19 protein-coding genes and 1 other RNA gene are annotated in these 26,691 nt (G+C 40.8%); 7 read left to right on the forward strand and 13 right to left on the reverse strand.

Annotated elements, in window-relative coordinates; translation table 11 throughout:
• Positions 1 to 66 precede the first annotated feature (66 nt).
• The 4 genes from ACLI08_RS10550 to ACLI08_RS10565 form a co-directional block, all read right to left on the reverse strand.
• On the reverse strand, positions 67 to 897 hold the full coding sequence (locus tag ACLI08_RS10550; RefSeq protein WP_411428455.1) for a MotA/TolQ/ExbB proton channel family protein: 831 nt from the start codon (positions 895 to 897) through the stop codon (positions 67 to 69).
• 486 nt (positions 898 to 1,383) lie between these two features.
• Positions 1,384 to 2,109 carry a hypothetical protein gene (locus tag ACLI08_RS10555; protein WP_411428456.1) on the reverse strand — a complete coding sequence of 242 codons (726 nt, stop codon included), beginning with the start codon at positions 2,107 to 2,109 and terminating at the stop codon, positions 1,384 to 1,386.
• Positions 2,110 to 2,148: 39 nt separating this feature from the next.
• On the reverse strand, positions 2,149 to 4,587 hold the full coding sequence (locus ACLI08_RS10560) for a TonB-dependent receptor plug domain-containing protein (protein WP_411428744.1): 2,439 nt from the start codon (positions 4,585 to 4,587) through the stop codon (positions 2,149 to 2,151).
• Between the two features lie 40 nt (positions 4,588 to 4,627).
• Entirely contained in the window at positions 4,628 to 6,352 is a 1,725-nt protein-coding gene (locus ACLI08_RS10565) for a peptidoglycan DD-metalloendopeptidase family protein (RefSeq protein ID WP_411428457.1), read from the reverse strand.
• 176 nt (positions 6,353 to 6,528) lie between these two features.
• Between ACLI08_RS10565 and ACLI08_RS10570 the strand changes: the two genes are divergently transcribed.
• From ACLI08_RS10570 to rny, 4 genes are all read left to right on the forward strand, one after another.
• Positions 6,529 to 6,819, forward strand: a complete 291-nt coding sequence (locus tag ACLI08_RS10570; RefSeq protein WP_411428458.1) for a hypothetical protein — start codon at positions 6,529 to 6,531, stop codon at positions 6,817 to 6,819.
• Positions 6,820 to 6,824: 5 nt separating this feature from the next.
• Positions 6,825 to 7,112 (forward strand): cell division protein ZapA, encoded by a 288-nt coding sequence (locus tag ACLI08_RS10575; RefSeq protein ID WP_411428459.1) that lies wholly within the window; start codon positions 6,825 to 6,827, stop codon positions 7,110 to 7,112.
• A 60-nt stretch (positions 7,113 to 7,172) separates the two neighbouring features.
• A non-coding RNA gene (gene ssrS, locus ACLI08_RS10580) (6S RNA) lies at positions 7,173 to 7,280 on the forward strand.
• Between the two features lie 53 nt (positions 7,281 to 7,333).
• On the forward strand, positions 7,334 to 8,896 hold the full coding sequence (rny, locus tag ACLI08_RS10585) for a ribonuclease Y (protein ID WP_411428460.1): 1,563 nt from the start codon (positions 7,334 to 7,336) through the stop codon (positions 8,894 to 8,896).
• A 296-nt stretch (positions 8,897 to 9,192) separates the two neighbouring features.
• On the opposite strand, the gene ACLI08_RS10590 is transcribed toward rny, so the two are convergent.
• The 8 genes from ACLI08_RS10590 to ACLI08_RS10625 all read right to left on the reverse strand — a co-directional run bounded on the left by ACLI08_RS10590 (position 9,193) and on the right by ACLI08_RS10625 (position 22,344).
• The gene (locus tag ACLI08_RS10590) at positions 9,193 to 10,455 is read right to left on the reverse strand and encodes an asparagine synthetase B (protein ID WP_411428461.1); all 1,263 of its coding nucleotides are present in this window, start codon (positions 10,453 to 10,455) and stop codon (positions 9,193 to 9,195) included.
• A gap of 136 nt (positions 10,456 to 10,591) precedes the next feature.
• A complete protein-coding gene (locus ACLI08_RS10595; protein ID WP_411428462.1) occupies positions 10,592 to 11,104 on the reverse strand; it encodes a 3'-5' exonuclease in 513 nt (170 codons plus the stop codon).
• Positions 11,105 to 11,148: 44 nt separating this feature from the next.
• Positions 11,149 to 12,507 carry a pyridoxal-phosphate dependent enzyme gene (locus tag ACLI08_RS10600; protein ID WP_411428463.1) on the reverse strand — a complete coding sequence of 453 codons (1,359 nt, stop codon included), beginning with the start codon at positions 12,505 to 12,507 and terminating at the stop codon, positions 11,149 to 11,151.
• Between the two features lie 58 nt (positions 12,508 to 12,565).
• Positions 12,566 to 14,440 (reverse strand): putative porin, encoded by a 1,875-nt coding sequence (locus ACLI08_RS10605; RefSeq protein WP_411428464.1) that lies wholly within the window; start codon positions 14,438 to 14,440, stop codon positions 12,566 to 12,568.
• A gap of 200 nt (positions 14,441 to 14,640) precedes the next feature.
• A complete protein-coding gene (locus tag ACLI08_RS10610) occupies positions 14,641 to 15,471 on the reverse strand; it encodes a hypothetical protein (RefSeq protein WP_411428465.1) in 831 nt (276 codons plus the stop codon).
• A gap of 12 nt (positions 15,472 to 15,483) precedes the next feature.
• On the reverse strand, positions 15,484 to 17,082 hold the full coding sequence (locus ACLI08_RS10615; protein WP_411428466.1) for a RagB/SusD family nutrient uptake outer membrane protein: 1,599 nt from the start codon (positions 17,080 to 17,082) through the stop codon (positions 15,484 to 15,486).
• Between the two features lie 13 nt (positions 17,083 to 17,095).
• Positions 17,096 to 20,161 (reverse strand): SusC/RagA family TonB-linked outer membrane protein, encoded by a 3,066-nt coding sequence (locus tag ACLI08_RS10620; protein ID WP_411428467.1) that lies wholly within the window; start codon positions 20,159 to 20,161, stop codon positions 17,096 to 17,098.
• Between the two features lie 260 nt (positions 20,162 to 20,421).
• Entirely contained in the window at positions 20,422 to 22,344 is a 1,923-nt protein-coding gene (locus tag ACLI08_RS10625; RefSeq protein WP_411428468.1) for a S8 family serine peptidase, read from the reverse strand.
• Positions 22,345 to 22,521: 177 nt separating this feature from the next.
• On the opposite strand from ACLI08_RS10625, the gene ACLI08_RS10630 reads away from it, so the two are divergent.
• Positions 22,522 to 23,124 (forward strand): ribonuclease HII, encoded by a 603-nt coding sequence (locus ACLI08_RS10630; RefSeq protein ID WP_411428469.1) that lies wholly within the window; start codon positions 22,522 to 22,524, stop codon positions 23,122 to 23,124.
• An 8-nt stretch (positions 23,125 to 23,132) separates the two neighbouring features.
• On the opposite strand, the gene lipB is transcribed toward ACLI08_RS10630, so the two are convergent.
• On the reverse strand, positions 23,133 to 23,855 hold the full coding sequence (gene lipB / locus ACLI08_RS10635) for a lipoyl(octanoyl) transferase LipB (protein ID WP_411428470.1): 723 nt from the start codon (positions 23,853 to 23,855) through the stop codon (positions 23,133 to 23,135).
• Between the two features lie 86 nt (positions 23,856 to 23,941).
• Between lipB and ACLI08_RS10640 the strand changes: the two genes are divergently transcribed.
• Together ACLI08_RS10640 and lysS are read left to right on the forward strand one after the other, a co-directional pair.
• Positions 23,942 to 24,784, forward strand: coding sequence for a hypothetical protein (locus tag ACLI08_RS10640; RefSeq protein WP_411428471.1), 843 nt, complete (start codon positions 23,942 to 23,944; stop codon positions 24,782 to 24,784).
• A 79-nt stretch (positions 24,785 to 24,863) separates the two neighbouring features.
• On the forward strand, positions 24,864 to 26,558 hold the full coding sequence (lysS, locus tag ACLI08_RS10645) for a lysine--tRNA ligase (RefSeq protein ID WP_411428472.1): 1,695 nt from the start codon (positions 24,864 to 24,866) through the stop codon (positions 26,556 to 26,558).
• Positions 26,559 to 26,691 lie beyond the last annotated feature (133 nt).

Here is a 26,691-nt window from a genome sequence, read left to right on the forward strand (position 1 = left end):
GAAAACATAAGCAACATTAAAGTTAGCCAATATTTTCTGTTTAATGAATTACTTTAACTCTACAAATTAAGCGTTGGCACGAGCCCTAAACCTTCTGTAAGTTTGAGTGATGGCAAAACCAGCCTCATCAATAGAGTAAGTAAGTTTGTCAATCTTAGTAGTAAAGATGTTGTAAGCAATGATTGAGATAGTAGATGTACCGATACCAGTAGCAGTGTTAATAAGTGCTTCAGAGATACCTACCGCCAGCTGAGCTGAATCCGGAGTAGAACCCGCACCCATTGCAGAGAACGCCTTAATCATACCTGATACTGTACCTAGTAGACCCATAAGTGTACCGATAGATACAAGAGTAGACAGGATTACAAGGTTTTTCTCAAGCATTGGCATTTCAAGTGAAGTAGCCTCTTCAATTTCCTGCTGAATAGCAGCTTCTGCCCTTTCGCTGTCAAAACCTTCACGTTTTACTTCTTCGTATTTAAGAAGACCGGCTTTTACTACGTTAGCTACAGTACCTTGTTGCTTGTCGCACTCAGCCATAGCTTCAGTAATGTTACCTGATTTAATTTGGCCTTGTACTTTAGCCACAAAAGCCTGAACGTTACCTTTACCGGCAGCTTTAGTAATTACAATAAACCTTTCAATTGAGAAAACAAATGCGTTTAATAGTAGTCCAAGTAGTACTGCTACGATTGGTCCACCTTTATAAACGGTACCTAAGAAGCCTTTAGGGTGGCCTTCTGGCGTTCCGCCTTCGAAGTTATCACCGTTACCCATGATAAATTGCCATACGATGTAACCAATTAGGATACATACAAAAATTGCCAGGCCTGAGAAAATGTTTGACCCCTTAGAACTTCCTTGTTTTTCAACTTTCTGAACAGATGCGTTTGCCATTTTTTTAAAAATTTAGTTTTCTGATTTTTTAATAATAGTTCTTATTAGTTAAAAGTTACTTTACATAGATTGGCAAATTTATACGATTAGGTGGTAAAAAAAAACAAATTCATTTTTTTATTCTGTTGTTAACAATAATTTATACTGATAACCCGACACCAACTAACTGCATTTATTACGAATTTTATTATACAAAATAAATTTTTGACAATTTAAAACTATTATCCGTTAATGAATTTTTTAAATTAATATGTATTGCATATAAATAACACAAATGTTTCGTATTTATTGTGACACTAATTCGATTTAGTTTATTGTTGATAAATATACCGAAATCAATGTAGCAAAACACCTACAAAATCTATTTAGACGATGTATTTTCTTACGTAATTAATTTTAAAACGTTTTAGATTACACCCTGGTTCTACTTTTATGGTACATTTTACCATTATAAAAACTGAACCACATATAATAAAAAAAGCCCGGCTACTGCACGGGCTCATAATCGGTAACTTTAAAATCAGCCGAGGCAAGATTTACAAAGTGATAATGTACGGCATCATTCTTATCAAAAGCGCCATTTTTATTAATGTCTTCCAAGGTGCGGAAATAAACTCTGCTTTGCGCATCTATTACATTCCAGTCCAGTAATTCCTGCATATCGCCGGAAAGTTTTTTAAATCCCGTGCCGTTTATATTGCTTATGTAAAACGCTTTAATATCGTTTGCATCTACTTTTCCATCCTGATTAGTATCGTTATCTACCAGCGTGTATAATAGTAACTGCTTTTTGGTGCGTTGCGCCGTAGTATTAAGGTAAGTAACGGTTTGTATTTGTATCTTTTCCGTTGTAAGTGGGCGCAATGCGGTTGAATCTACATGCTGAAACTTAAGGTTTTCAAAGTATCCGGTAATTTCGTAACGATTGTAGTTAGATATGGCATAGCTTACAGAACTGTTTGTGCGGCTACTGCCGTATTCCCTGCTGGAATCGTCATATATCCTAATGTCGCCTACGGGGTGTATAAGGTACTGTGTACCATCCATCAGCACCGGCAAATCAGCTACTTTTATTTGTGTGGAATCTATACGCTTTGGCGCCTCTGTTTTCTTTGCAGCAGTAGTGTATCTAACCTTAGGCTTCTGAACGTTGTCTTTGCAACCGGCCAATGCAACCAGGCCGAAAAGCGCTATCATTATACTTTTTTTCATAACTAAAAAGGATATAACCAAATATAGCAAAAAACACGCTTATATTTTAGCGGCCAGCTTTATACTAAATACACGACTGGTAAGATAATTAGGTATACCGTATTGTTGTTTTGTATACACATCTCTTACCCAGGTATTTGTAATTGCATTTTGGTTATTAAACATATTAAATATTTCCAGTCCCAGCGAAAGCTCCTTCATTTTAGCCATCCATCCTCCCTTAGGGCGAATTTTTGCATCGGCAAAAACATACGAAAAACCTACATCGGCGCGCCTGTAATCGTTTAGCCTGCTCTGGTACTTATAAACATCGGCGTACGATGGCGAACCTCCGGGAAGGCCGGTGTTGTACATCATGTTAAGGTACACGCGAAGGTTTGGCATATTAGGCACATAATCCTGGAACAGCACCGCAAATTTAAGACGCTGGTCTGTAGGCCTTGCTATATAACCTTTGTTGTTATAGTTCTCTTCCGTTTTCATGTACCCGAAGGTAACCCATGACTCTGTACCCGGCACAATTTCTCCGTTAAGCCTCATATCTAGCCCGTAAGCATAAGCCACAGCGTTGTTATCTGCCCGGTAGCGTATACGTACATTTTCCAGTGTATAGGTGTTAATATTGTCCATAGACTTATAATACGCTTCGGCTACAAACTTGTACGGGCGGTTTTTCATCATAAAACTGTAGTCACTGCCCAGCACAACATGATAAGAGTTTTGCGCTTTTACGTTTGGCCTCACCATACCCAGGGAATCTCTTAGCTCACGGTAAAAAGGAGGCTGGCTGTAGCGCCCCCCCGACAGGCGAAACACTACATCGGTATTTTCCCATCCCGGCCTTAGCGCAAGCTGTGCCCTTGGGCTTACTACCACCTGGCTTTTGCCCGGCTCGCTGGCGCCATTAACCTGCCACTGATGCACACGCAGACCGGCGTTAAACAAGAGCCTTGCTTTGCCCAAATCAAACCTGCGGCTAAACTGCCCATAACCCGAAAGACGATTGATTACAACAAAATTTGTAGCGCGCACGCTTTGGTAAGGAACCAGCGGACCTGTATATGGAGTGTAAGGCTGGTCGTTTGGTACATAATCTATCACAGGCGGACGAATAGAAAAACCTGCAGAGTCTATAACTTCCCACTCCACAAGCCTATCCCTAAAATCCTCGCGCGTGTATTTTGCACCCCACTCTATGTGGCCCTTCTTAATGTTGTGGTAGCCTTTTACCTCGGCGTTAGCTATCAGGGCATCAAGATCATTACGCCCATGATTCAGCTGCGAGCCTACCGCACGGGCAAACTGTATATCTCCAAATGTTTCACTGCCTATATTAGTGTCTACGTCGCCTAACGCATATTGTGCCAGGATATCAAAATGCTCTTGTTCCTGTGTATGATATAGTGAGCCAATGAATTTTAACCTGAAATTATCTGAAACCAGATAGTCGGCAGTAGTGGCACCAAAATAAGTCCGGTACCGGTCTTTTTCCTGCCCCTGGTAAAATATCTGTAAAGCAATAGGATCTGAAATGGTACCAAAATTGGTTTGCCTGTACAGCGGCTGATAATCGTAATTATTCTGAGAAATGTTTCCCAAAAAATTAAATGAAAGCCTGCTGTTTGCCTGATAGGTGACTGACGTTTGCAGGTCAACAAAAATAGGTTTATAGTTGGTTTCGGTTTGCTGGCTGTTTACCAGAAGGCTGTTGTTACGGTAACGCCCGCCTATGATACCCGACCATTTTTTATTCTTAGAAACATTTTCCAAGGTAAGACTTCCGCCGAGGAAGCTGGCATCAAAAGCAGCACCGAATGCCTGTGGTTTACGGTATTTTATATCGAGTACCGAAGACATTTTATCACCAAAGCGCGACTGGAAACCGCCGGCATAAAAGTCTACATTCTTAACCATGTTGGTGTTGGTAAAACTCAACCCCTCCTGCTGACCGGAACGAACAAGGAATGGCCTGTAAATCTCTACATCATTTACATAAACAAGGTTCTCGTCATAGTTACCCCCACGTACCGAGTACTGCGTACTCATTTCGTTACTGGCATTAACGCCAAGGCTTAGCTTAAGTATGTTTTCTACGCCGGGATTAAGGCCCGGGATGTCTTTAATTACTTCGGGCGGTATTTGTATGGCTCCTTCTGCCCTACGCCTGCCTTCTTCATTATCCTTTACAATATCAACTCCTTTCAGCACGTATACTTTTTGCTTAAACGCGAAATCAAATTCTAACGATTCGCCATAGTGCATCTTTTTAACCTCTGCAAAAAGCAAATCAAAACTAACGTGCGAAAACCAAACTGTAACCTCCTGCATTAACGGAAGCTCCAGCTTATAAAAACCGGTACGGTCGCTGGTGGTTTGCACTTTTACACCTCCTGCTTCATAAAAAACAAGCACACCTTCCAGTGGCTGCTTATTTTCATCAAGGGTAAGTCCGTATATAAAAGGCTTCTTTTGCGCCATGGCGGCACAACAAAAAAAGAGCAGTAGTATAGTAGTGAGCTTATTTATTGTTCTCAACAGGGTTTGTATTTTGTGTTCGGAAAAAATATGTTTCAAAGGTAGCAGAATTTCCTACATTATCTGTCACCACAATTTTTAATTGGTTTTTGCCATCATCGGTAAGTCCGTCGCTAAAATTATACTTTAAAGACCGGTCTTTATAATCATAGTGCATTAGCACCCATTTGCCGTTTATAAACCCATCATAGGTAGCTATGCCCGAAAGGTCATCAGCAATGTGTACCCCTATGGTATCTGCCTTTACCTGCGCACCTTCTTTAAACGTAGGCCTGAAAATGGTAGGCGCCGTGGTATCTTTCATCAGCTTAAAGCTACCCAAAACCTTGATCTTTGCTATAAAGCGTCCGTTTTCATACCTTGTATTATTATAGCTAAAGCGCTTACCCCCTATGCCTGCTATAAACGTTTTAGCAGCTACCTCTTTTGTTACCCCGGCTGCATCAAACGATACTTCAACATAAGTGTGTACCGGCGTTGTAGGCCTGTGTAATCTAAGCACGGAATCTTTTACCTCAAAGTCCATGTAAAAATCATCATAGAACGCATTGGCAGGCACAAATACCGAAACGCCGTTTTTACTATAAATATTGTCGTTAGCGGCAATTACCCTGTAAGCGGTTACAAACTTAGGAGTACCCACCCTTGCAGGCTCAGCGCTATATTGTATTACCCCAGTAACGGTAGCTTTGTTGCCATGAAAATCGCTTACAACAATACTGTATTTTTTTGCTACGGTATCTTGCGGTGTAAGGCTTATTTGCCCATTACCCTGATTATGCTTTAGCAGCGACAGCGGAAATGCCCTTTTTATGTACAGCTTTTGAAATCGTTGTCCGGTGTTATAATAACGCTCGTAGTCAATATAATTATTTACGTACCGTGATTCGTCAAAAGCAAATGTATTAAACTCGCAACTAAAATACGGTGTGTTATTATAAAACAATTCGGTTTTGTAAATACCATTATTGGGTGTACTGCCGGTAGATTTGTCTGTAGCATTTACCCCGAAACCTATTACACCTTTAGCTTTAATAGTATCTGCCACAAAGATGCCATTTGCCTGCTGCTTTACATTTATAAGATAAGGCGACCGGGAACCATCGACCACTGCATCGTCGCTAAGCGGATAGAGCAACACGCTGTAAATGGTAGGGAGCTTGGTATCCTTCATTTTTTTATCGAGCCCAAAAGCCAGCGGATTTATAATCATCTCGGTCTTGGTATCTCTAATTTCGAAATGCAGGTGGGGCCCGCCCGAACCTCCGCTGTTGCCGGAAAGGGCAATTTCTTCGCCTTTTTCTATAACAATTTCTCCCGGCTTAGGAAAAAGCTCTATTTCAAACGACTTTTTCTCGTATTGCTTTTTGCGCACGTAAGCCTCAATTTTAGGGGCGTATTTAAGTAAATGCGCATATAATGTTGTATATCCGTTTGGATGGTCTATATAAATAGAAGTTCCGTAGCCATAGGCAGAAACTTTTATGCGCGATACATAGCCAGCAGCAGAAGCATATACGGCAAAACCGGTTTTTTGGTTGGTGCGGTAATCAAGCCCGGCGTGAAAGTGATTGGTGCGCAGCTCGCCAAAAGTCCCCGATGTATGTAACGGGATATCCATGGGCGGACGAAAATAATCCTGCGGATATTGTGTTTGCGCAGAAAGTGTTAGTGTACAAAACGTTAGTAAAGCTAAAAAAAATCTCATGGGGCTAAAATAAAAAAACAGCTACAAAAACATGCCTTAAATAACGTTAATGTTCCAACTTTACAACCGGGCTGATCCTACGCGGTTTTGAAAATTTCATTGTTTTTTGCGCGAAAGTGTTGTTTCTAATCAAAGTAATATTAACTTTGTAGTATATTGTAGTGAAACGCACCGATATGAGTGAATTATCCAAAATAGTTGAATCTCTGGAAAATAAGCTCGATTCGCTTCAGAAAAAAGTAGTGCACTTGCAAAAGGCAAATACAGAACTGGAGCATTCGGTAGCCCAAGCCATGCAGCGGTTAAAGCTGCAAACGGATGACATTGAAGCTTTAAAACAGCAAAATGAAACCCTGAGGCTGGCAAATTCATTACTGGGCAGTGACGAAAGCAAGAGGGAAACAAAACTCAAGATAAATTCATTGATCCGAGAGATTGATTACTGTATAGCCCAACTTTCAGACTAAAAGTCATGGACAATAAACTGAAAATTAAAATATCAATTGCTGACAGGGTATATCCGCTTACGGTAGACCCGGCACAGGAAGAGGGACTAAGAATAGCCTCGAAAAAAATTGATGCCATGATAAAACAGTTTGAAGAAAACTACGCAGTAAGGGATAAACAGGATGTGCTGGCCATGTGCGCGCTGCAATTTGCAGCAATGGCCGAACAAACCGTTATAGACCGCTCTTCGGAAATAGACGATGCCGTAAACAGGCTTCGGTTACTGGATGATAAACTGGGTAATATCCTTTAAATAATAAAGTACGTTCTTTACATACATACAATACTGCCTACATTAGTACATATTTGATAAACTCAACGCCAATTCTTTAAAATGGGTAAATCGTCGCTACTATAGCATGCTGCCTTTGTCGCAGATCCTTGAACAGCGGGTTAGCCCAAAACTTGTCTTTTCGAGTTTATACAATACCCCTGATGTAGGCTTTTTTTATATACATACACAAAAACCAACATATGGAGATACTATTTATAATAATAGGTGCAGCAGCGGGGCTGCTGGGAGGACTTGCACTGGGAAGGATACGTGAAAAGAAAAGCGCTACCGGAATTTTGGCCGAAGCCAAAAAAGAAGCTGCAATCCTTATAAAAGAAGCAACTAACGAGGGCGAAACCCTAAAGAAAGACAAATTACTGCAGGCTAAAGAAAAATTCCTGGAGCTTAAAGCAGAACACGAACAGGTAATCCTGGCTAAAGACAAAAAAATTGCCGAGGCTGAAAAACGCACACGCGACAAAGAATCGCAGGTATCTAACGAGCTTGCAAAAAATAAAAAACTAAGCGACGAGCTGGAGCACAAAGTTGCAGACTATAACAACCGCCTAGAGCATATAGAGAAAAAGCAACAGGAAGTAGACAGGCTGCACAAAAGCCAGGTAGAGCAGCTTGAAGTAATTTCGGGGCTATCGGCCGAGGAAGCTAAGAACCAACTTGTGGAAAGCCTTAAGGCGGAAGCTAAGAGCAGCGCCATGAGCCACATTCAGGATACTATTGAAGAAGCGAAGCTTACTGCACAGCAGGAGGCTAAGAAGATCATCATTAACACCATTCAGCGTGTAGGTACTGAGGAAGCGGTAGAAAACTGTGTATCTGTATTTAACATAGAATCCGATGATGTTAAAGGACGAATCATAGGCCGTGAAGGGCGTAACATACGTGCTCTTGAGGCTGCTACAGGTGTAGAAATTATTGTAGACGACACACCTGAAGCGATTATACTTTCTTGTTTCGACCCTGTAAGGAGGGAAGTTGCACGACTTTCGCTACACAAACTGGTTACTGACGGACGTATACACCCTGCACGTATCGAAGAAGTTGTAGCTAAAACTGCAAAACAAATTGAAGAAGAAATTATAGAGGTAGGTAAGCGCACGGTTATAGACCTTGGTATACACGGGCTTCACCCGGAACTTATTAAGATTGTGGGCCGTATGAAATACCGCTCATCTTACGGGCAAAACCTGTTGCAGCACAGCCGCGAGGTAGCTAAACTGTGTGGCCTTATGGCCGCGGAACTTGGCCTTAACGTAAAACTTGCCAAGCGTGCCGGATTACTACACGATATAGGTAAGGTGCCAGATGCAGAGAGCGATCTTCCGCACGCGCTACTGGGTATGCAGTGGGCTGAAAAATACGGTGAAAAAGAAGAGGTATGTAACGCTATTGGTGCACACCACGACGAAATAGAGATGAAATCTATGCTATCGCCTATTGTACAGGTTTGTGACGCGATTAGCGGTGCAAGGCCGGGCGCACGCAGGCAGGTTCTGGATTCGTACATTCAGCGTCTTAAAGACCTTGAAGATATTGCTTACGGTTTCCAGGGCGTTAAGAGTGCTTATGCCATACAGGCAGGACGTGAACTACGTGTAATCGTTGAAAGCGAAAAAGTAACCGACGATATGGCTGCTAACCTATCGTTTGAAATATCACATAAAATACAAACCGAAATGACCTATCCGGGGCAGGTAAAAATTACCGTTATCCGCGAAACAAGGGCAGTTAACATTGCTAAGTAATCAGTTATATGATTATTTGTTAATTCGGTTATTCGATATTAAAGGCTGCGATTTGCAGCCTTTTTTTATTGCTTTACATTTCCACAATTTATACCTTCTCTAATAAAGGAATAGTTTGCATAGCGAATCATTTTGTACACCACTATTCGTAGGCGGTCATTATCCCGCAAAGATGCTAAAGCGAGAGGTTTACTCCTATGAGAGCCCATCATATCTTGCTGACCTGAGTCTTTGCTAAATTATAGATACAAAAAAAGCCCTCTTAGGGGCTTTTTATATGTAGAACATTATGCACATTAGGTTTTAAGCTTCTTCTTCTTAGCTGCAGGGAAAAGCACGTTATTTAAAATAAGGCGATAACCCGGAGAGTTAGGGTGCAAATCCAGCACTGTTGGCGCATCCCCTACCCTATGTTGATAGTCTTCAGGATCGTGACCACCAAAAAATGTAAACATGCCCTTGCCTTTTGTGCCATGTATATATCGTGCCTCGCCATTTAGCTTGCATTCTCCCATCACAAGAATGTTAGACTTTACAAGATTACCGGCAAAAGCAGTAGTCTGCCCCATAAAACCTTTTACCAGCTGGGTATGGTTTTGGCACAGCATAGACGGAATAGGATCCCATTTGGCAGAGTATTCCATCAAAGTAAAATAATCCACATCGGGTAATATGTTTCGCTTATTTGTGGTATCAATATCCGAAAACTCGTATACCAACGGATTTCGTTCCAGTGTAAAATCTTTAAATGCTAATGTGGCTCCGTAATCTATACGCGACTGGTAGTTTGCCTCGCTGGGATCGCCATCAAACATGGGCTCGCAAATATCTACTCCTTCTGCCGAAAGGGCAATATCAAAACTATCTGTTGCAGAACACATGGCAAACATAAAGCCTCCACCAATTACAAAATCCCGGATTTTTTTGGCAACAGCAAGCTTTTCCTGAGAAACTTTAGAAAATCCAAGTTTGGCCGCCAGTTTTTCGGCATCCTGCTTTTGCTCAATGTACCACGGCGCATTTCTATACGCTCCGAAAAACTTACCATATTGCCCCGAGAAATCTTCGTGGTGCAAATGCAGCCAATCGTACAATAGTAAGCCATCCGAAAGCACCTCTTCGTCATATATAGGCGTAAATGGTATTTCTGCGTAGGTAAGAACCAGCGTTACGGCATCATCCCAAGGCTTTTTGCCCGGCGGAGTGTATACAGCGACTTTTGGAGCTTTTTCAAGCAGTACGTTTTCCATGTTTTGCGAAGGGCTGCTTATTTCATCTAAAATACCGTTAGCTGCACCATCAGAAAGTACTTCAAAACTAACGCCGCGTATTTGGCACTCCCTTCGTATTTCCTGTGCATCGGGTAGCAAAAAAGAACCTCCACGGTAATTAAGCAGCCAGTTGGCCTTATAATTTTTAGATAGCACCCAGTATGTAATACCGTAGGCCTTGAGGTGATTTTTTTGTGAGGTTTCGTCCATAGGTACCAGGATCATAGAAGCCCTTGCGCCAAATGACAATAACAATACCAATACAAAACTTATTTTTTTGAAATTCATTACAAACAACTTTAGCTCAAAGATAACGAATAATGCACCAAAAATAGTGCCGTAGAAAACACCGAAACCGGAACTATTCTAAACAGACTATTTTAAACACGTGCACATAATTATGAAAGTGGAAGTATCTGCGCCTCTATACACCTAGTTTAACCTGTCCGTTATGCAACAAATACAATTTTGCGCAGGCGCGGGCATCACTTAGCGCTTCGTGGTGGTTCAGCTGAATGTTATTTCGGTCGCAACAATACTGTAAATTTGCTTTAGGATAACCCTTAGCCCTATAAATTTTTACCGTGCACTCCCATCGGTTTGCTATTTCCAGTTCATCATAATAAAGACCATAGTACGCCATGGTTTTAGTAAGTACACTGCGGTCGAAACTTTCGTTATGCGCCACAATCTTTTTACCGAAAAGCCTTTTTTGTATCTCCGGGAATAAAGCATCAAATGTAGGTACCCTAAGAGTATCGGCAGGCTTTATACCATGAACCATGATATTACGGTACCAATACTCATTTTCGGGCGGCCGAATTAGTGTGTGGTATTCTTCTGTAATAATACCATTCTCTACCGTTACTATGCCTACCGCACAGGCACTGTGCCCAAATCCTGTAGCGGTTTCAAAATCAATTGCCGTAAACGTCATGCCTTAAAATATTAAAAGAGCCCGAAGGCTCTTTCAAAGGTAAATTATTTTATTGAACTTATAATGTCGTACTTGGTTATGATATGGTGCTTCCCGTTTGCCAGTTCTACTAACACTGCCTGGTTGTCTGAGAACAGCTTCGAAATATCTTCTATAGATGTCCCTTCTTTTACCACCGGATAAGGCTTGCCCATTACTTCGCGAATAGGTTTATCGGCAATGTCTTTGTCTTCCACATAACTCCTAAATAAATCCGTTTCGTCTACAGACCCCACAAAACCGGTAATGTCTACAACAGGAATCTGAGAAATCTTGTACTTGCGCAGTCGTTCTATAGCGTGGCTAACCAACTCTTCTGTACGCACAGTAACCAGCGGCTTATCAGAATGGTCTTTAATAAGATCTGCTGCGGTGGTAACCTCGTCTTCAAGGAAACCGCGCTCGCGCATCCACTCATCATTAAATATTTTTCCTACGTAGCGGCTACCGCTATCATGGAATAGAACCACCACAACATCTTCCGGCTTAAAGTGCTCTTTTAGTTGCAGTACGCCTTTCATGGCAGATCCGGCAGAGTTGCCCACAAAAATACCTTCTTCAAGAGCCAGTTTTCTTGTAAAAACAGCGGCATCCTTGTCGGTTACCTTTGTAAAGCCATCTATCAGGGAAAAATCTACGTTTTTAGGAAGGATATCTTCCCCGATACCCTCTGTAACATACGAGTAGATTTCGTTTTCGTCGAAAATACCGGTCTCGTGATATTTCTTAAATACAGATCCATAGGTATCAACACCCCAAATCTTCACATTAGGGTTTTGCTGTTTAAGGTATTTTGCCACTCCGGAAATCGTACCACCTGTACCTACACCTACCACGAAGTGCGTAACTTTTCCTTCGGTTTGTTCCCAAATTTCAGGACCGGTTTGCTCGTAGTGTGCAGCAGTATTACTTAAATTATCATATTGGTTTACATACCAGCTGTTAGGAATTTCTTCAGCAAGCCTCTTAGACACTGAATAATAAGAGCGTGGATCTGAAGGCTCTACATCGGTAGGACAAACAACCACACGCGCACCTACGGCACGCAGTATATCCATTTTTTCTTTACTCTGCTTATCGTTCATTACGCAAATAAGCTTGTAACCCTTTATGATGGCTCCTAAAGCTAATCCCATACCGGTATTACCCGAAGTTCCCTCTACAATGGTGCCACCAGGCTGAAGGCGTCCGTCTGCTTCGGCATCTTCAATCATTTTAATGGCCATACGGTCTTTAACCGAGTTACCCGGATTAAAGGTTTCTACTTTTGCCAAAACAAGAGCATCTATGCCCTGGGCAAGCTTATTTATTTTAACCAAAGGCGTATTGCCTATTGTTTCAAGAATATTCTTAGCGTATTTCATGATAAGTTATATAATGCTGCAAAGATACAGCTAATACTTAAATTTATAACAACCGGATTTATGAGAAGAAATTCCATATTACGCCAAAACGGATGGTAAAATCACGATACGGGTAATTAGGAGCAGAATAATAATCATATCCGGTAAAGGATGAATTAAAATGCTCTGCCTTAAGGAACAACTGAAATTCCTGAATCTTAGCATTCAGGAAAAAATCCAGTAAAGGAAAACCTCCCATCTTACGTTTTTCTTGTACGTAAAACTCCCCTATTAGCGGATTATAGTCGTTTCCATAGTACTTTGTAAAGTACTGAAAGGTTATACCTGTTTGTATCTGTAACGCCTTTTTAAACCACCGGTCTGTGTAATAAAAAGAGTTTCTTGTAACAAGTGCAGGTACATTGAGGATATTGTCTGACTGTTGTACGTTTTGATACAAAACAGTATTGTCCAATCCGAATCGGCCAAATGAAATATTGTTGTGCGCTTTTAACGATAGATAATTTATTGTTTTGCCATACTGGAACGGTTTTACATATAGTGTATCCATTTCGGCACTTGCCGTTGCAGTGTTTGCAAAATATAGGTGGTCGTTAAGTATTGTATACTGAAGAGAAGCGTCTAGCCACTTCGTTTTTCCTTCAAACTCAAAGCTATTTACTTTCTCGTTCTTAAAGTTGTTAGACCAGTTGTACGCCTTATAATCGCTTTGATACAATTGGTAATTAAGATCCGGAAGCTTATTCATCTTCTGGTAACGAAAAGAAATCGAGGTAGATTCGTTGTATTTATACGAAGCTTTAAGGTCTATGTTAGATAGCGACTGGTTTGTAATACTGTTTGAGATTGTAGCGGTACCGTACCATTTATATTTATGATACGTGTAACGTGCTCCATACGTGTCTATGCGGTCGTTAACCGCATTTGGCACGCGAACCGAAAAGTCATTAGCCAATATTACCGAACGATAATAGTAGTTATAGTTGTAATCTTCCAGGTAAAACTCTACACTACCTAACTTTTCGGTGGCATAGGCGGCTCCTAGGAGATTATACATGCGGTTGTAGCGCGTTTTATTATGAATAGATGTAGTGTATGCATCGCCAAACCTTTGGCTTAATGTGGGCTGGGTAAACTGAAAGAACTTGTTCTCGTAATTAAACTGGTGATGAATTACAACGCTGTTGGGATTACTTTTACTCAGCCTGAACGAATGGTCAAAAAAGTAGCGGTTACCCTTCAGTAATGATTTAGCATCTTTGAAATAAACATCGAGTCGTTCGCGCTGTGTATAAACGGCATCGCCGCTTTCAAAATTAGCCGTGCTTACTATACCGCCATTTTCCTCGTTAGAAAAGTCCTGCCCTGTAAAATGGAAACGTAACAGATAACGCCTGTTAGTAGTATTGTAGCTGCCCCCTATACGGAAATTACCGTTACTGGAAATAGCGTTTATATATTTACCTATGGATTTAAGCCCTTTGTAACCTGCGAAAAAATTTAAATTTTCAGATGTGTTAACCGTTACAAACGCATCTAGTATTTGTCCTTGCGACTGTGTAGACCTATACATAAGGTCTGTATACGGGGTGGCTACATTATAGTAATGTATATCTTCGGGCTGCATATATGCAAAATGCTTCGCCTTAAACCCAAATTCAGGAAACGGATTATAACCTACCAAACCGAAATCCAGCACATTATACGCCTGACCATCGTTAGCTAAAGGCAAAAGCCCAAAATTATCCTTTCGAAGATAATTAGATAAATACTCTCTTTTTATAGACAGGGTAGTGTCTACATAGGTTGTATCATTTTCTAATGAAATGATTTTATACATATCTATGGTAGCAATGGTATCAGCAGCACTCTTCCCTGCTTCGTCCCTTGAATCAGTTTTTCCGGATTTAGACACATCTCTTTTCAATGCCATCCCACCCTTTTTCCCTTGGGCGAAAGACAATGCTGTAATAAGTAATATGGAGATAAAAAATATTTTCTTTAGCATACAATTGTTTATGGACAATATAACGGCAAAGATACTTTTTTAATATCAATACAAAACTTTAAAATGAGTCAAAAAAAAAGCTGCCTCACAAAGAGGCAGCTTATATAGTAAATAACTAATATCTATTAGTTAGGGTTTAGCTCAACAGTTGCTGTTGCGCCAGAACCTGTGAAAAGTGTATTGTTAAATACAGCTCTGATGTATTTGTCAGATGGCCTGTACTCGCCACCAGCGGGACTTGCTCCACCATAGGTAGCTGTACCACGCACACTAACCGTGTTGTTACAGTTTACCCTAAGCCTTGCCGGGAAAGGATATTGGCCAAGGTAGTTGTTGTTTCCAGTGGCAGCAGCAACGTATTCTCCCCAAAGGTTATCTGTAGTCCAGGTATTCGGTACATTTTTAACAGGAGTAAGAACTACCTCGTACGGAGCACCACCAACATTAGTTGTCGCAGTGTAGCTATCTGCTACAGTACGCACACAACCACGCTGAATAGCTACAGCAGTAGTCATTTTATCCTCGTTATTGACGTCTGAATCCTCAACCGACAAAAGGTCATAAGATAAAATACGAGAACTAAAATCAGAAGGTAGCGCATCGTAGTAACCTTTAATCTTAATGGTAGCTGCAAACTGACCTGCAGGGATTACAAAAGAGGTAGTTTCAACAGTGTACATTGAAGGATCTGCTGTTGTAAACTCTTCATTAAGCTTTACTACATAGGCTCTGTCTTTATTTGATTTAACAGAAGAACCAACTGTAATATTGATTGTATTATCATACCCCTGTGGCATTTCTGCAGCAGTGTAGACATAAAATTCCTGTACCTTTTCATTGAACCCCACTAACGACTGCCCACCGGTAACGTCGTATACCACAGTGTCTGGTGAACAACTTGCAAACAATGCGGCAACAGAAAAAGCACCAATTAATTTAATAACATTATTTTTCATACCAACAATTTTTTAGTAATTAGGGTTTTGCTGACCACGTATTGAAGGGTTAGCCGTAATTTCAGTGTTAGGAATTGGTAATGTAAACTTATAGCTAGTAGCAGAAAGATCACACGCACTGTAAGGCTGGCAATCACGATAGTACCTATCTACAGACTTTCCTGTTACAGGGCCAAGACGCTTAATATCAAGGTAACGGTGGCCTGCAAAAGCAAGTTCCTTACGACGCTCATCCTGTATATCAGAAAGTGCATCTGTAATATCAGTGTAAGCTCTGTTAGCGTAAGAAGCCTGTGCAAAACGAGCTCTGCGTAAAGACCTCATAACATCCTGAACAGTAGTCTTGTTAACGTTACTGTTACTAACACCATTTAGCTGGCCAAGGTTAGCAAGCGCTTCCGCACGGATAAGATACATTTCTCCCATAGAGAACACCTTAATATCATTTAACAACGGGTCGTCCTGCGCTGAACTACCTGGGTACCTGTTAATAACAAGTATATCTGAATTAACATAATCGGCCTCGCCATCAGGATTGTCTGAAACGATAGATGAAGCATCGATTAGGTTTTCACCCGCAGCACGAATATCTGAAGGGGTTTCTTTAAATGCATCGTATAAAGACCTGCTTACTTCAAAGAACGGAGAACCAGATAATGAACTTCTTGCTGATGCCCAATATGACCCTATCTGGAAATCACCTAGTACACGAGCTAACCTGAATATTGATTCATTTGCAGAAGCATCTGTAACAATCTGGCTGTAAGCATCCGCTGTTTTTTGCAGAGCACTAGAATAGTTGCCAATTAACGACTGAGAAAGTGAAGCAGCCGTAGTGTAGTCTTTACGATATAAAGCCATCCTTGCTTTTAAGGCAGTGATAAAGTTAGGACTCACCCTGGTTACATCTGTAGTTCCCGCACCATCAGCAAAAAAAGTTGTTGCTTTTTCAAGATCTGAATCTATAAGCGTGTAAATTTCGCTGTTTTTAACCCTTGGAAGGAATGTGCTGTAATCGTTAAACTCAGGGAAGAAGTCAAGCTTCATAACCCCAAGTGCATCTGGGTTCGAAGGGTCTGTAGAGAACCATGACAGTAACTGGAAGTGACCAAATGCCCTTATTGCATAAAGCTGCGCCATTACATCATTTAGCCTCTGTAATTCACTTTGATATTCGCCCCATTTTACTGTATCTTCTTCTGTATAATCCGCATATTTAGCATCGATATTAGCTTTTACCCTATCCCTTTGAGCCATAAGACGGTTGGCAAAGTTAATCATGATGTAGTTTGACTGCCAAATTGAAGCAGCTGCATCACTACCGGATGTTAACTGAAACTGGTACTGTCCATCACCAAGACCCTGGCCACCGTTATTAACACCTATAGCTACCTCGTCTGTAAATATAGCAGTAAATTCAATGGTTTTTTCAGTGGAAATCAGTTCGTATACACCGTTAAGTCCACGCTCAAAGTCAACGATAGTATTGTATACTTCGTTAGCATTATTCTTTTCACCTGCCTGACGGATATTGTAAGCGTCCTCGCAAGAAGACAAGCCAACAGCACTAACTGAAGCTAAACCGTAAACAAATAATTTATTATATTTCATAGTAATTTTTTAATTAAAATTGAACCTCTAAACCAAAAGTAAAGATTTTCGGTGTAGGATACTGAGCAAAGTCACCAGCACGGTTACTTTCTGCGTCAAATCCTCTCCACTTACTCCAAGTAGCAAGGTTTTCGGCCTGACCGTAAACCCTTACAGTTGAGAAAGGTGTACCCTCAAGAAGTGTTTTCTTAAAGTTATAACCTACAGTTATATAACGTAACCTTACATAAGAAGCATCTACAAGGAACCTGTCTGAGAAGTTCCCTAAAGAAGCGTTTGTAGCGTAAAGAGCGGGAACATCGGTTACCCTGTTATCTGGGGTCCAGTAGTTAAGTAGATCTTGAGATTTGTTAAACAAGTCAAGATCTGTCGGATCCATAAGGCTAGAATAATCCTGGTCAAATCTGTAAGATTTAAGCACATATGTAAACATTGCAGTAGCAAATATACCTTTGTACTCTCCATCTAAACCAAAACCACCCTGATATTTAGGATAAAGGGACTTATTGGTCCATACCCTGTCACTTTGAAGTGGGTTTTCAGTTATAGTACCGTCTTTCTTGTAGAACAAAAGATTACCGTTTGCAGGGTTAACTCCGGCATAACGAGTTACATAATATTCATATAGAGGACCACCTTCGCGCAGACCATTTAATGACGAACCATCCCAGTTTGTACCTGTTACAGATGGCAGGTCAATAATTTTGTTTTTGTTGTAAGATCCGTTAAAGTTTACTGTTAAACGAGCGTCTTTTGTTGAGATTACATCGTAATCAAGTTTCAATTCAACACCCTTGTTACTCAAAGAACCGAAGTTAGCATAAATGCTGCTTGTACCGTTTACAGCACTGATTTGTACAGGCTGGAAAAGATCTGAAGTTACCTTTTTGTATACATCTATAGTACCGCGTAGTTTTTTATTAAATACTTCAAAATCTGTACCGATGTTTGTTTGCGTAACAATTTCCCAACGAAGGTCATCTTTAGGTAGTTGGGTTAGGTTGTAACCAATACCGTTATTGTAACCAGAACTTATACCGTACTGAGGCCTTGGAAGTGTACCAGCACCAAATACACCTGTAGAAAGTACATCCTGGTTACCTGTAGTACCGTAAGAAGCTCTTAGCTTAAGCATAGTAAATTTAGAACCTTCCATGAACTTTTCCCTGTCGATATTCCAACGACCAGAAATAGACCAGAAAGTACCCCAACGATAATCACCAGCAAACCTGTAAGAAGCATCTCTCCTTACTGTACCAGACAAACCATACTTACTGTCGTAATCATAATCCGCAGTAGCAAAGTAAGAGAACAGACCTGCTGTTGACTTACTAGCAGAAGCATCCGGAACATAGAAGTTATTAGATGATTGGTAAGGAATCCAACCGTTTGTAGCGCCATCTGCATAGAAAATCGGATCCAGACCATTTTGAGTATACCCAAATGACTTACCGTTAGCCCTAAGGTATTCAGTATAAATACCCGCGTCGATGCTGTGCTTTTCTGCAAAAGTCTTGCTGTAGCTTAAGCTTGTTGTTGTTGTCATTGCAACACTACGGCTAAATGATTCTGACATAGAACCACCAAATTCCTGGTTCTCATCAGTATTCCTGAAATAAAGCCCGTTAAAGCTATCAGGAGCCGTTCTGTTGTAACTATTGATTTGTGTATAGTCTATACCAAACTGTGTTGCGGCAACAAGGTCTGGAGTAATTTTGTAGCTAGCTTGCAGCTGACCAATACCTTTAACCTCCTCTGAGAAGTTTTTAAATCCGTTTAGCTTATCCTGAAGATACCAAGGAGTATACTCAAGGTTTGCTCCTTTTTCAAAAAGCCATTGAGACCCAGGATATCCCCTTGTAAGGTTATCAGTACCTGGATTCGCTACGTACTCAGGATAAAGATATGGAACCGCCTGAATAGCGCCCAAAACGTAGTTTTGGTTTACACCACCTGTACCAAGGCTCGAAACAAGGTTCGACCTTGAGAAGTTAGCAGTAAACACTGTTGAGTAATTAAACTTATCGTCGTTACTTTTACCTGAAAGGTTACTCCTAAAGTTAAACCTTTTTAGATCACTACCTTTTAGTATACCTTCAGTATCATTAAAACCAAGAGAGGTGTAAGAAGTAAGATTTTTACTACCTGCACTAAGGCTTAACTGATGGTTATGAGAAACACCTGTTCTGTAAAAATAGTCAGTCCATTTGTATGTACGATAGGCAGCAATTTCATCATCTGACTTACCAACACCGCGACCGCCTGAATCATAGGTTCTTTGAAGCGTAAGCAACTGCTGGCTGTTCATTAAGTGATACCTGTTACTCTGCATTTCAGAGAAACCTGTTTGACCAATATACTTAATATTTAAGCTTGAATCATAAGATGCTCTTTTTGTTTTTACAACAATAACACCATTTGCACCCCTGTTACCATAAATCGCTGTAGCACCAGCATCTTTAAGAACAGAAACCGACTCAATATCACCAGGGTTGATACTCCTGAAGTTATCTGAGTTTTGAGGCACACCATCTATAACGTAAAGCGGCTCAATGTTACCATTGATAGAGCCTGCACCCCTAAGTATTACAGTAGTGTTGTTTGAACCTGGCTGACCTGAACCAGAAGAAATACTAAGACCAGGAATCTGACCTTGTAACGTTTGAACAAATGACGCGTTAGGACGTCCTTCAATAGTCTTAGAAGTTACAACCGCAACAGCATTTGCTGATTTCGGTTTAGCCTGAGCCCTGTAACTATCCACAACAACGTCTGTCAGAGTAGTTACGGCAGCTTTCAACGTAACATTGATGGTATTTTGGCTACCTACAGGAATTATCTGCGTTTCGTAACCGGTATAAGAAAACTCCAGCTTATCACCGGCAGTAACTTCTATAGCATACCTACCATCCATATCAGCTTCAATACCCTTTTGCGCACCTACTACTTTAACGGTAGTTAACGGAAGTGCTCCGTTAGCATCAGAGATAACCCCCGTTACAGTACGCTTCTGAGCAAAGGAAAACTGAATAAAAAACGCCAAAAGAAGCGTAAAAATCCAAGTAAACTTTGACTTCATATTTAAATTAATTTGAGTTAGTTAAGCTGCAAATCTATTAATTTATTTTTATATAACAAACTTTTAACATTGCATATTCCTTGACTAAAAGCTCGTTTTTTTTTAATGTAAGCAATAATTCCACAACAGATTTGCATCTATCCACCCCATATTTGTATATTTTTAAAAAAAACATCAGCCCGAAGGGGCTGATGCTTTACATAATATAGGTAAGATGTGATTATTTAAACAAGGTTGCGTATTTGATGCAATTATTTTACTTATTTAACAATAAACTTTTGCACCTGTTGCTTTCCACCGCTTGTTAACTTAAGAAAATACACGCCAGAACTAAAGTTTTCTGTATTTATCTTTTCTAAAGTTCCGCTTGCTTTTCTAGCCAAAACCTGCCTGCCCTGAATATCGTATACCTTAATATAGGCATCTGAAGCAAATGCAGCACCAGAAAGCTGAACATTCACAAATCCGTTAGACGGGTTAGGCCATACCATTAAAGAGTTCTCAGCAACATCTTCTAACCCACCCGTGCTGTCTATACCAGTAACTATAAGCGTATAAGCCTGTTGATTATTTCTCAGTGTACCTTTATGGCTTACGGTAACGGTATACCAACCAGAAGCCTCTGCAACATCTACTTTTTCAAAATTATCTACATTGTTTTCTCCAACTGTAATGTATGAATTAGAAAACGAAGCATTAAGCTTCCACGGAAGAAATACGGTATTAGCGGCGTCTGTTACTTTTATATCAAGATTATTAACCAGTGCAGCAGAAGAAGAATCCGTAGTGTTGTTCGCTGTATTACCAGCAGGATCTGTCCATGAAATAGACGCAGAAATTTTTGCAGCAGAACTTGCTAATACACGCACTGTATAAGTTTCGCCCTGGTTAAGTGTCCTTTCTTCAAAAACAACTTTACCTTCGTCAGCATTTTTAGCTGTAAGCACAGCAGCAGCAGCTTCTGTATTAACCAAGCCCCAACCCGTCATAGCGTCCGGGCCTTCTTCTGTACCGATTTCATCTGCTGTGTGCTGGAGAAGCCCCCTTACACTTGCCGAAGTCATGTAGTTAGGCAAATCGCCCTCGTTAGCAACCGGATGCAGGTTAGAAAAATGCTGTTGAAGCAGCATTATTACACCAGTGATACCTGGCGTAGCCATAGAAGTACCACTCTCTGTAACAAACGAAAAGTTATTAGCATTGCCCGAAGAATATACATTTACACCTTTAGTGGCAATATTTGGCTTAATCCTAAAATCATCGGTAGGCCCATAATTAGAAAACGAAGCCACCCTTACATCGCTTGGGCTTATTGCCGCGTAGTTTCTAACCTCGTTGATGGCCGCAACAGTTAGGGTATTTTTAGCAACACCCATTTGCGAAAGAAGATCGTAACCATATTTAGTAGAGTTTACCGCACTTCCCCTATCATTACCTGCCGCAACGCAAATCTGGTAGTAAGGAAAGTTAAAGGCTACATTATCCGCATTTCTTGCATCATTATCGTATTTACCAAACAAATAAGCTGGCGTACTACCGTCTGCATCCAAACCATACGAATGGTTTGATGCTACAATCTGATCTGCAACGCTCGTCATTTCTGCGATGTCAGAATTCCAGTTAAACCCTAGGAGATTTCCTTGGTAAGCTATACCCCTGGCAGTAGCTACAGCCCCTCCGTTACCTACAATAGTACCTGCTACGTGCGTAGGATGCAAAGCCACAGGCATATCTGAGTCCATTACTTGAACCCTACCTGTTGAGAAAGTAGTGTGACTGGCAAGCACCTGCCCGCCGTCCCATATACCGGCAGTAATACCGGCACCTGTTAGAGCGAGGCCAGCACCTCCATTAGGGTATACTCTGTTAGCACGTGCAGTAATTGCTGCACCAGCATTAGATGTAGTATAGTAAATCGGCTGACCGAAATCATCAAGCTTCATTAGCTCGCTAAATGAGCCATCTTCACCTTTTTTAGTTAGAGGCCATCCTTTAATTTTCGCCAATTCCTCGGCTTGCTGCTTCTGTTCTTTACTCGCCTTAGCATAAGCAGCCGAGAGTGAATCCTGCTCACGGGCTGTTAGTAAGGTATATTTGTTTTTAGGCTTAGATTGCGCGTTTACGGTAACCGCAAAAACTAACATCCCAAAAAGAAATACCCCCTTCACAGTATTTTTTTTCATGATTCTGGTAATTGTATAATTTAGTTAATAGTTTCAAATATATTATCCCAAGAAAAAACTTCAGATTAGCAAAAATAGGAATAATAAGTGATTACTTCACAATAAATTAAACTTTAACTATAGTATGTTACAAATACAACACTATTTCTTTAATACTTTTGCATTAAAACAAACACTATGCTACTGCCGAAATACTCCAACTTTCAAATAGAAACAGGGACTGACGAAGCCGGACGCGGATGCCTGGCAGGCCCCGTTACCGCTGCCGCAGTAATTTTACGCGAGGATTTTTCGCTGGATTTATTAAACGATTCTAAACAACTTAGCGAAAAAACACGGTTTAAACTAAGGCCTTTAATCGAAGAAATGACCATTTGCTATAAAGTTGTTCACTTAGACCCCGTAGTAATTGACGAGATAAACATACTAAACGCATCTATACGCGCCATGCAGCAATGCATAACCGAGCTTACCCCAAAACCGGAATATATTATTGTAGATGGAAACCGCTTTAAACCCGTGGAAGGCATACCGCACAGTTGTATTATTAAAGGGGATGGAAAATACCTGAGCATAGCGGCAGCATCTGTACTGGCAAAAACGTACCGTGATGAATATATGGAACGCATACACGAAGAGTTCCCTATGTATAACTGGAAACAAAATAAAGGCTACCCAACCAAAGAGCACCGGGAAGCCATACGAAAATATGGCCCGACGAAATACCATCGCATGTCGTTTCAGCTACTGCCTACACAGCTTGAAATGGATTTCGGGTAGTACATAAACTATTGCACCTGTACTGTTGCTGTGTCGATGATCATCTCGGCTTCAAAAAGTTGCGAAAAATACTTTAGTATTTTTTCTTTTACTTCCCTTTCATCTATATGCCTGTTAAGCTCGGCGTGTAATGATGTAACGGCTTTTCCTCTTATACCACAAGGAATGATATTATCAAAATAACCCAGATTAGCATTAACATTCAGTGCAAAGCCATGCATGGTTACCCAGCGCGACGCCCTTACCCCCATAGCGCATATTTTACGCGCAAAGGGTGTACCCACATCCAGCCACACACCTGTTTCACCATCGCTACGTACGCCGTTAAGGCCGTAGTCTGCTAACACCATAATCATGGTTTCCTCCATAAGGCGAAGGTATTTGTGTATATCAGTAAAAAAGTTTTCTAAATCAAGTATAGGGTAGCCTACAATTTGCCCGGGGCCGTGGTACGTAATATCCCCTCCCCTGTTTACTTTGTAATAGGTGGCACCTCTTTCTTCAAGCTGTTTTTCATTAATAAGCAAGTTGGCAAAATCACCGCTTTTACCCAGCGTATACACGTGTGGATGTTCTACAAAAAGAAAATGATTTGGCGTTTCGGTATCCGTTCCCTCCCTGCGGTTTGCTATTTTTAAATCAAGTGTTTTCTGGAAAAGCTGCTCCTGGTATTCCCACGTATCCTTATAATCCCTTTCACCTAAATCCTGCACAAATATTTTCTTGTTCATGGTATACAGCCTATTGTTTTACACTACAAATTTACGAACAATTCGGCTATATTTGCTGTTATAAACCTAATACCAACAAAATCAATATGGGAATATTTGATTTCTTCAGAAAGAAAAACTCTAAAGCCAATACCGAATCTGCGTCTTACAACGGCGAATTGATTATTACGAACCACCCTAAAAAAAATCTATTTTTACCCAACGCATCACTTTATGGGTTTGAAAACATGGAAAATAAAAACCATGGAGCATTTTTAAACGAGATGGTTGACAAAGCACTACAGCAAACTCCGGTTGAAGAAAATCCGGTATATAAAGTATGTCAAAATGGTTCAAATAGGGTAATGCAAAGGGTTATCTACATTATTAGCTCTTATCATCGCAAAAATTTTGTAGCAAGTGTTTTCCCTTATTTTAAAACAGAATCTGTAATACAGTTTACCCCACATAAATTAACAAAGTGGGATGCCGCTATTGAAGCAGAGGTTGAAGGAGAAGCACAGGATACATTCGCACTGAGTTTTTATGCCTCAGATTATGCCATAAACGAATCTCTTTACCAAAGTGGGCAGAGGCTGGAAGTAAAAATATCTGCACTTGCTCTTGTCATTGATAAAAGCGAGCCCTTTGAAGTAAACGGAATGAAGTTTAGCGAAGATTTTGCAGCACTGATTCCAAATAAAGAAGCCGGAGACCTGTGTTTTTATGACTTTATTGGGAAACTAATACATTTTGAAACTCATACTGTGAATGAACTCATACACGGCTATATCCTTACCATTAAAATGATTAATGATGAAAAAGAAGACATATTTACTATTGATGTTTTTGCCAACTTACAAAATATGCGCATAACAGATTTAGAAATAGGAATGCGCCTGGCAGGATGTGTATGGATACAGGGGGAAGCATCAAAAATTATAGCCTAAATCTCCAACTTACTAATCTGCACATATTCATTAACAATCATTATCTTTGCAGCCTTAAAAACATTAATATTTTTACACCATGCAGCTTTCAGAACAGGAAATTATCCGCAGAGAAAAACTGGACACGCTGAGAAACCTCGGCATAGAACCATATCCCGCCAACCTTTTTCCGGTAGACACTACCAGTAAACAGGTTAAGGAAGATTTTTCTGAAGGCAAGAAGGTGGTACTGGCCGGCCGTATAATGAGTATGCGCATACAGGGTAAAGCCTCATTCGCAGAGCTTCAGGACAGCGAAGGCCGTATACAGATTTATGTAAACCGAGACGAAATTTGCCCCGGAGAGGACAAATCAAAATATAACGACCTGTTTAAAAAACTGATTGACCTGGGCGACTTTGTAGGCGTTGAGGGTAAACTTTTTACCACACAGGTGGGAGAAAAATCAGTTTGGGTAACCGATTTTAAACTGCTAAGCAAAACACTTCGCCCCCTTCCGTTACCAAAAACAGATGCCGATGGCAATACTTACGATGGTTTTACAGACCCGGAACTACGTTACCGCCAGCGTTATGTAGACCTTGTGGTTAACCCTCATGTTAAAGAGGTATTTGTTAAGCGTACCAAGCTGTTTAATGCCATGCGCAGCTTTTTTAACGACAAAGGCTACTTTGAAGTAGAAACACCGGTACTACAACCTATACCGGGTGGTGCCAGCGCAAGGCCGTTTATAACACACCACAACTCACTTGATATTCCGCTGTATATGCGTATCGCTAACGAGTTGTACCTGAAACGCCTAATTGTAGGTGGCTTTGATGGTGTGTATGAGTTTAGTAAAAACTTCCGTAACGAGGGTATGGACCGCACCCATAACCCCGAGTTTACGGCCATGGAAATATATGTAGCCTACAAAGACTACAACTGGATGATGGAGTTTACCGAGAACCTGCTGGAGTACTGTGCACTTGCGGTTAACGGTACTACCGAGGCTACCTTTGGCGAACATAAAGTAAACTTTAAAGCGCCCTATGCACGCATCAGCATGACCGATGCGATTAAGCAATTCACAGGATTTGACATTACAGGAAAAACCGAGGCTGAATTGTTTGAAGCAGCGCGAGGTATGGGTATCGCCGTAGACGAAACTATGGGTAAAGGCAAGCTCATCGACGAGATATTTGGCGAAAAATGCGAGGGTAACTTTATTCAGCCTACGTTTATTACAGACTATCCTATCGAGATGAGCCCGCTGTGTAAAAAACATCGTGAAAACCCCGAGCTTACAGAGCGTTTTGAGCTTATGGTATGTGGTAAGGAGATTGCTAATGCGTACAGCGAGCTAAACGACCCTATAGACCAGCGTGAGCGTTTTGAAGCCCAGCTAAAGCTAAGCGAGCGTGGCGACGTAGAAGCAGCCCAGTTTATAGACTTTGACTTCTTACGTGCGCTTGAGTACGGTATGCCCCCTACATCAGGCCTTGGCATAGGTATGGACAGGCTAATCATGTTCCTTACCAACAATCCAAGTATTCAGGAAGTATTGTTCTTCCCGCAAATGCGCCCTGAGAAGAAAGGTCCTGAACTTACCGAAGATGAAAAAGCTATTGCCGAGCTTGCAAAAGCAGCCGGACAACTTGCCCTGGACGCGCTTAAACAACAAGCCAATCTAAGTGGCAAGAAATGGGATGCTGCCATGAAAGGCCTTGCAAAACACGGCCTGCTTAAAGTGAGCCTGGAAGGTGATACTAAAATAGTAGAATACAAAGGATAGTTCCTTTACACAATACAGACAAAACCCGGACAAACGTTCGGGTTTTCTTTTTAATGTTTGACACGAATTACACTAATTTTCACAAATTTGACTGGTTTTGAGTGCCAATCCTAATCTTTAAATTAGTGAAATT

It is taken from the genome of Flavobacterium sp. RNTU_13, from assembly GCF_046614455.1.
GTDB lineage: Bacteria > Bacteroidota > Bacteroidia > Flavobacteriales > Flavobacteriaceae > Flavobacterium.

Bases quoted from the DNA above. Each gene is read 5' to 3' on its own strand.
- ACLI08_RS10550 (WP_411428455.1), bottom strand. From the start codon at position 897: ATGGCAAACGCATCTGTTCAGAAAGTTGAAAAACAAGGAAGTTCTAAG.
- ACLI08_RS10555 (WP_411428456.1), bottom strand. From the start codon at position 2,109: ATGAAAAAAAGTATAATGATAGCGCTTTTCGGCCTGGTTGCATTGGCC.
- ACLI08_RS10560 (WP_411428744.1), bottom strand. From the start codon at position 4,587: ATGGCGCAAAAGAAGCCTTTTATATACGGACTTACCCTTGATGAAAAT.
- ACLI08_RS10565 (WP_411428457.1), bottom strand. From the start codon at position 6,352: ATGAGATTTTTTTTAGCTTTACTAACGTTTTGTACACTAACACTTTCT.
- ACLI08_RS10570 (WP_411428458.1), top strand. From the start codon at position 6,529: ATGAGTGAATTATCCAAAATAGTTGAATCTCTGGAAAATAAGCTCGAT.
- ACLI08_RS10575 (WP_411428459.1), top strand. From the start codon at position 6,825: ATGGACAATAAACTGAAAATTAAAATATCAATTGCTGACAGGGTATAT.
- rny (WP_411428460.1), top strand. From the start codon at position 7,334: ATGGAGATACTATTTATAATAATAGGTGCAGCAGCGGGGCTGCTGGGA.
- ACLI08_RS10590 (WP_411428461.1), bottom strand. From the start codon at position 10,455: ATGAATTTCAAAAAAATAAGTTTTGTATTGGTATTGTTATTGTCATTT.
- ACLI08_RS10595 (WP_411428462.1), bottom strand. From the start codon at position 11,104: ATGACGTTTACGGCAATTGATTTTGAAACCGCTACAGGATTTGGGCAC.
- ACLI08_RS10600 (WP_411428463.1), bottom strand. From the start codon at position 12,507: ATGAAATACGCTAAGAATATTCTTGAAACAATAGGCAATACGCCTTTG.
- ACLI08_RS10605 (WP_411428464.1), bottom strand. From the start codon at position 14,440: ATGGCATTGAAAAGAGATGTGTCTAAATCCGGAAAAACTGATTCAAGG.
- ACLI08_RS10610 (WP_411428465.1), bottom strand. From the start codon at position 15,471: ATGAAAAATAATGTTATTAAATTAATTGGTGCTTTTTCTGTTGCCGCA.
- ACLI08_RS10615 (WP_411428466.1), bottom strand. From the start codon at position 17,082: ATGAAATATAATAAATTATTTGTTTACGGTTTAGCTTCAGTTAGTGCT.
- ACLI08_RS10620 (WP_411428467.1), bottom strand. From the start codon at position 20,161: ATGAAGTCAAAGTTTACTTGGATTTTTACGCTTCTTTTGGCGTTTTTT.
- ACLI08_RS10625 (WP_411428468.1), bottom strand. From the start codon at position 22,344: ATGAAAAAAAATACTGTGAAGGGGGTATTTCTTTTTGGGATGTTAGTT.
- ACLI08_RS10630 (WP_411428469.1), top strand. From the start codon at position 22,522: ATGCTACTGCCGAAATACTCCAACTTTCAAATAGAAACAGGGACTGAC.
- lipB (WP_411428470.1), bottom strand. From the start codon at position 23,855: ATGAACAAGAAAATATTTGTGCAGGATTTAGGTGAAAGGGATTATAAG.
- ACLI08_RS10640 (WP_411428471.1), top strand. From the start codon at position 23,942: ATGGGAATATTTGATTTCTTCAGAAAGAAAAACTCTAAAGCCAATACC.
- lysS (WP_411428472.1), top strand. From the start codon at position 24,864: ATGCAGCTTTCAGAACAGGAAATTATCCGCAGAGAAAAACTGGACACG.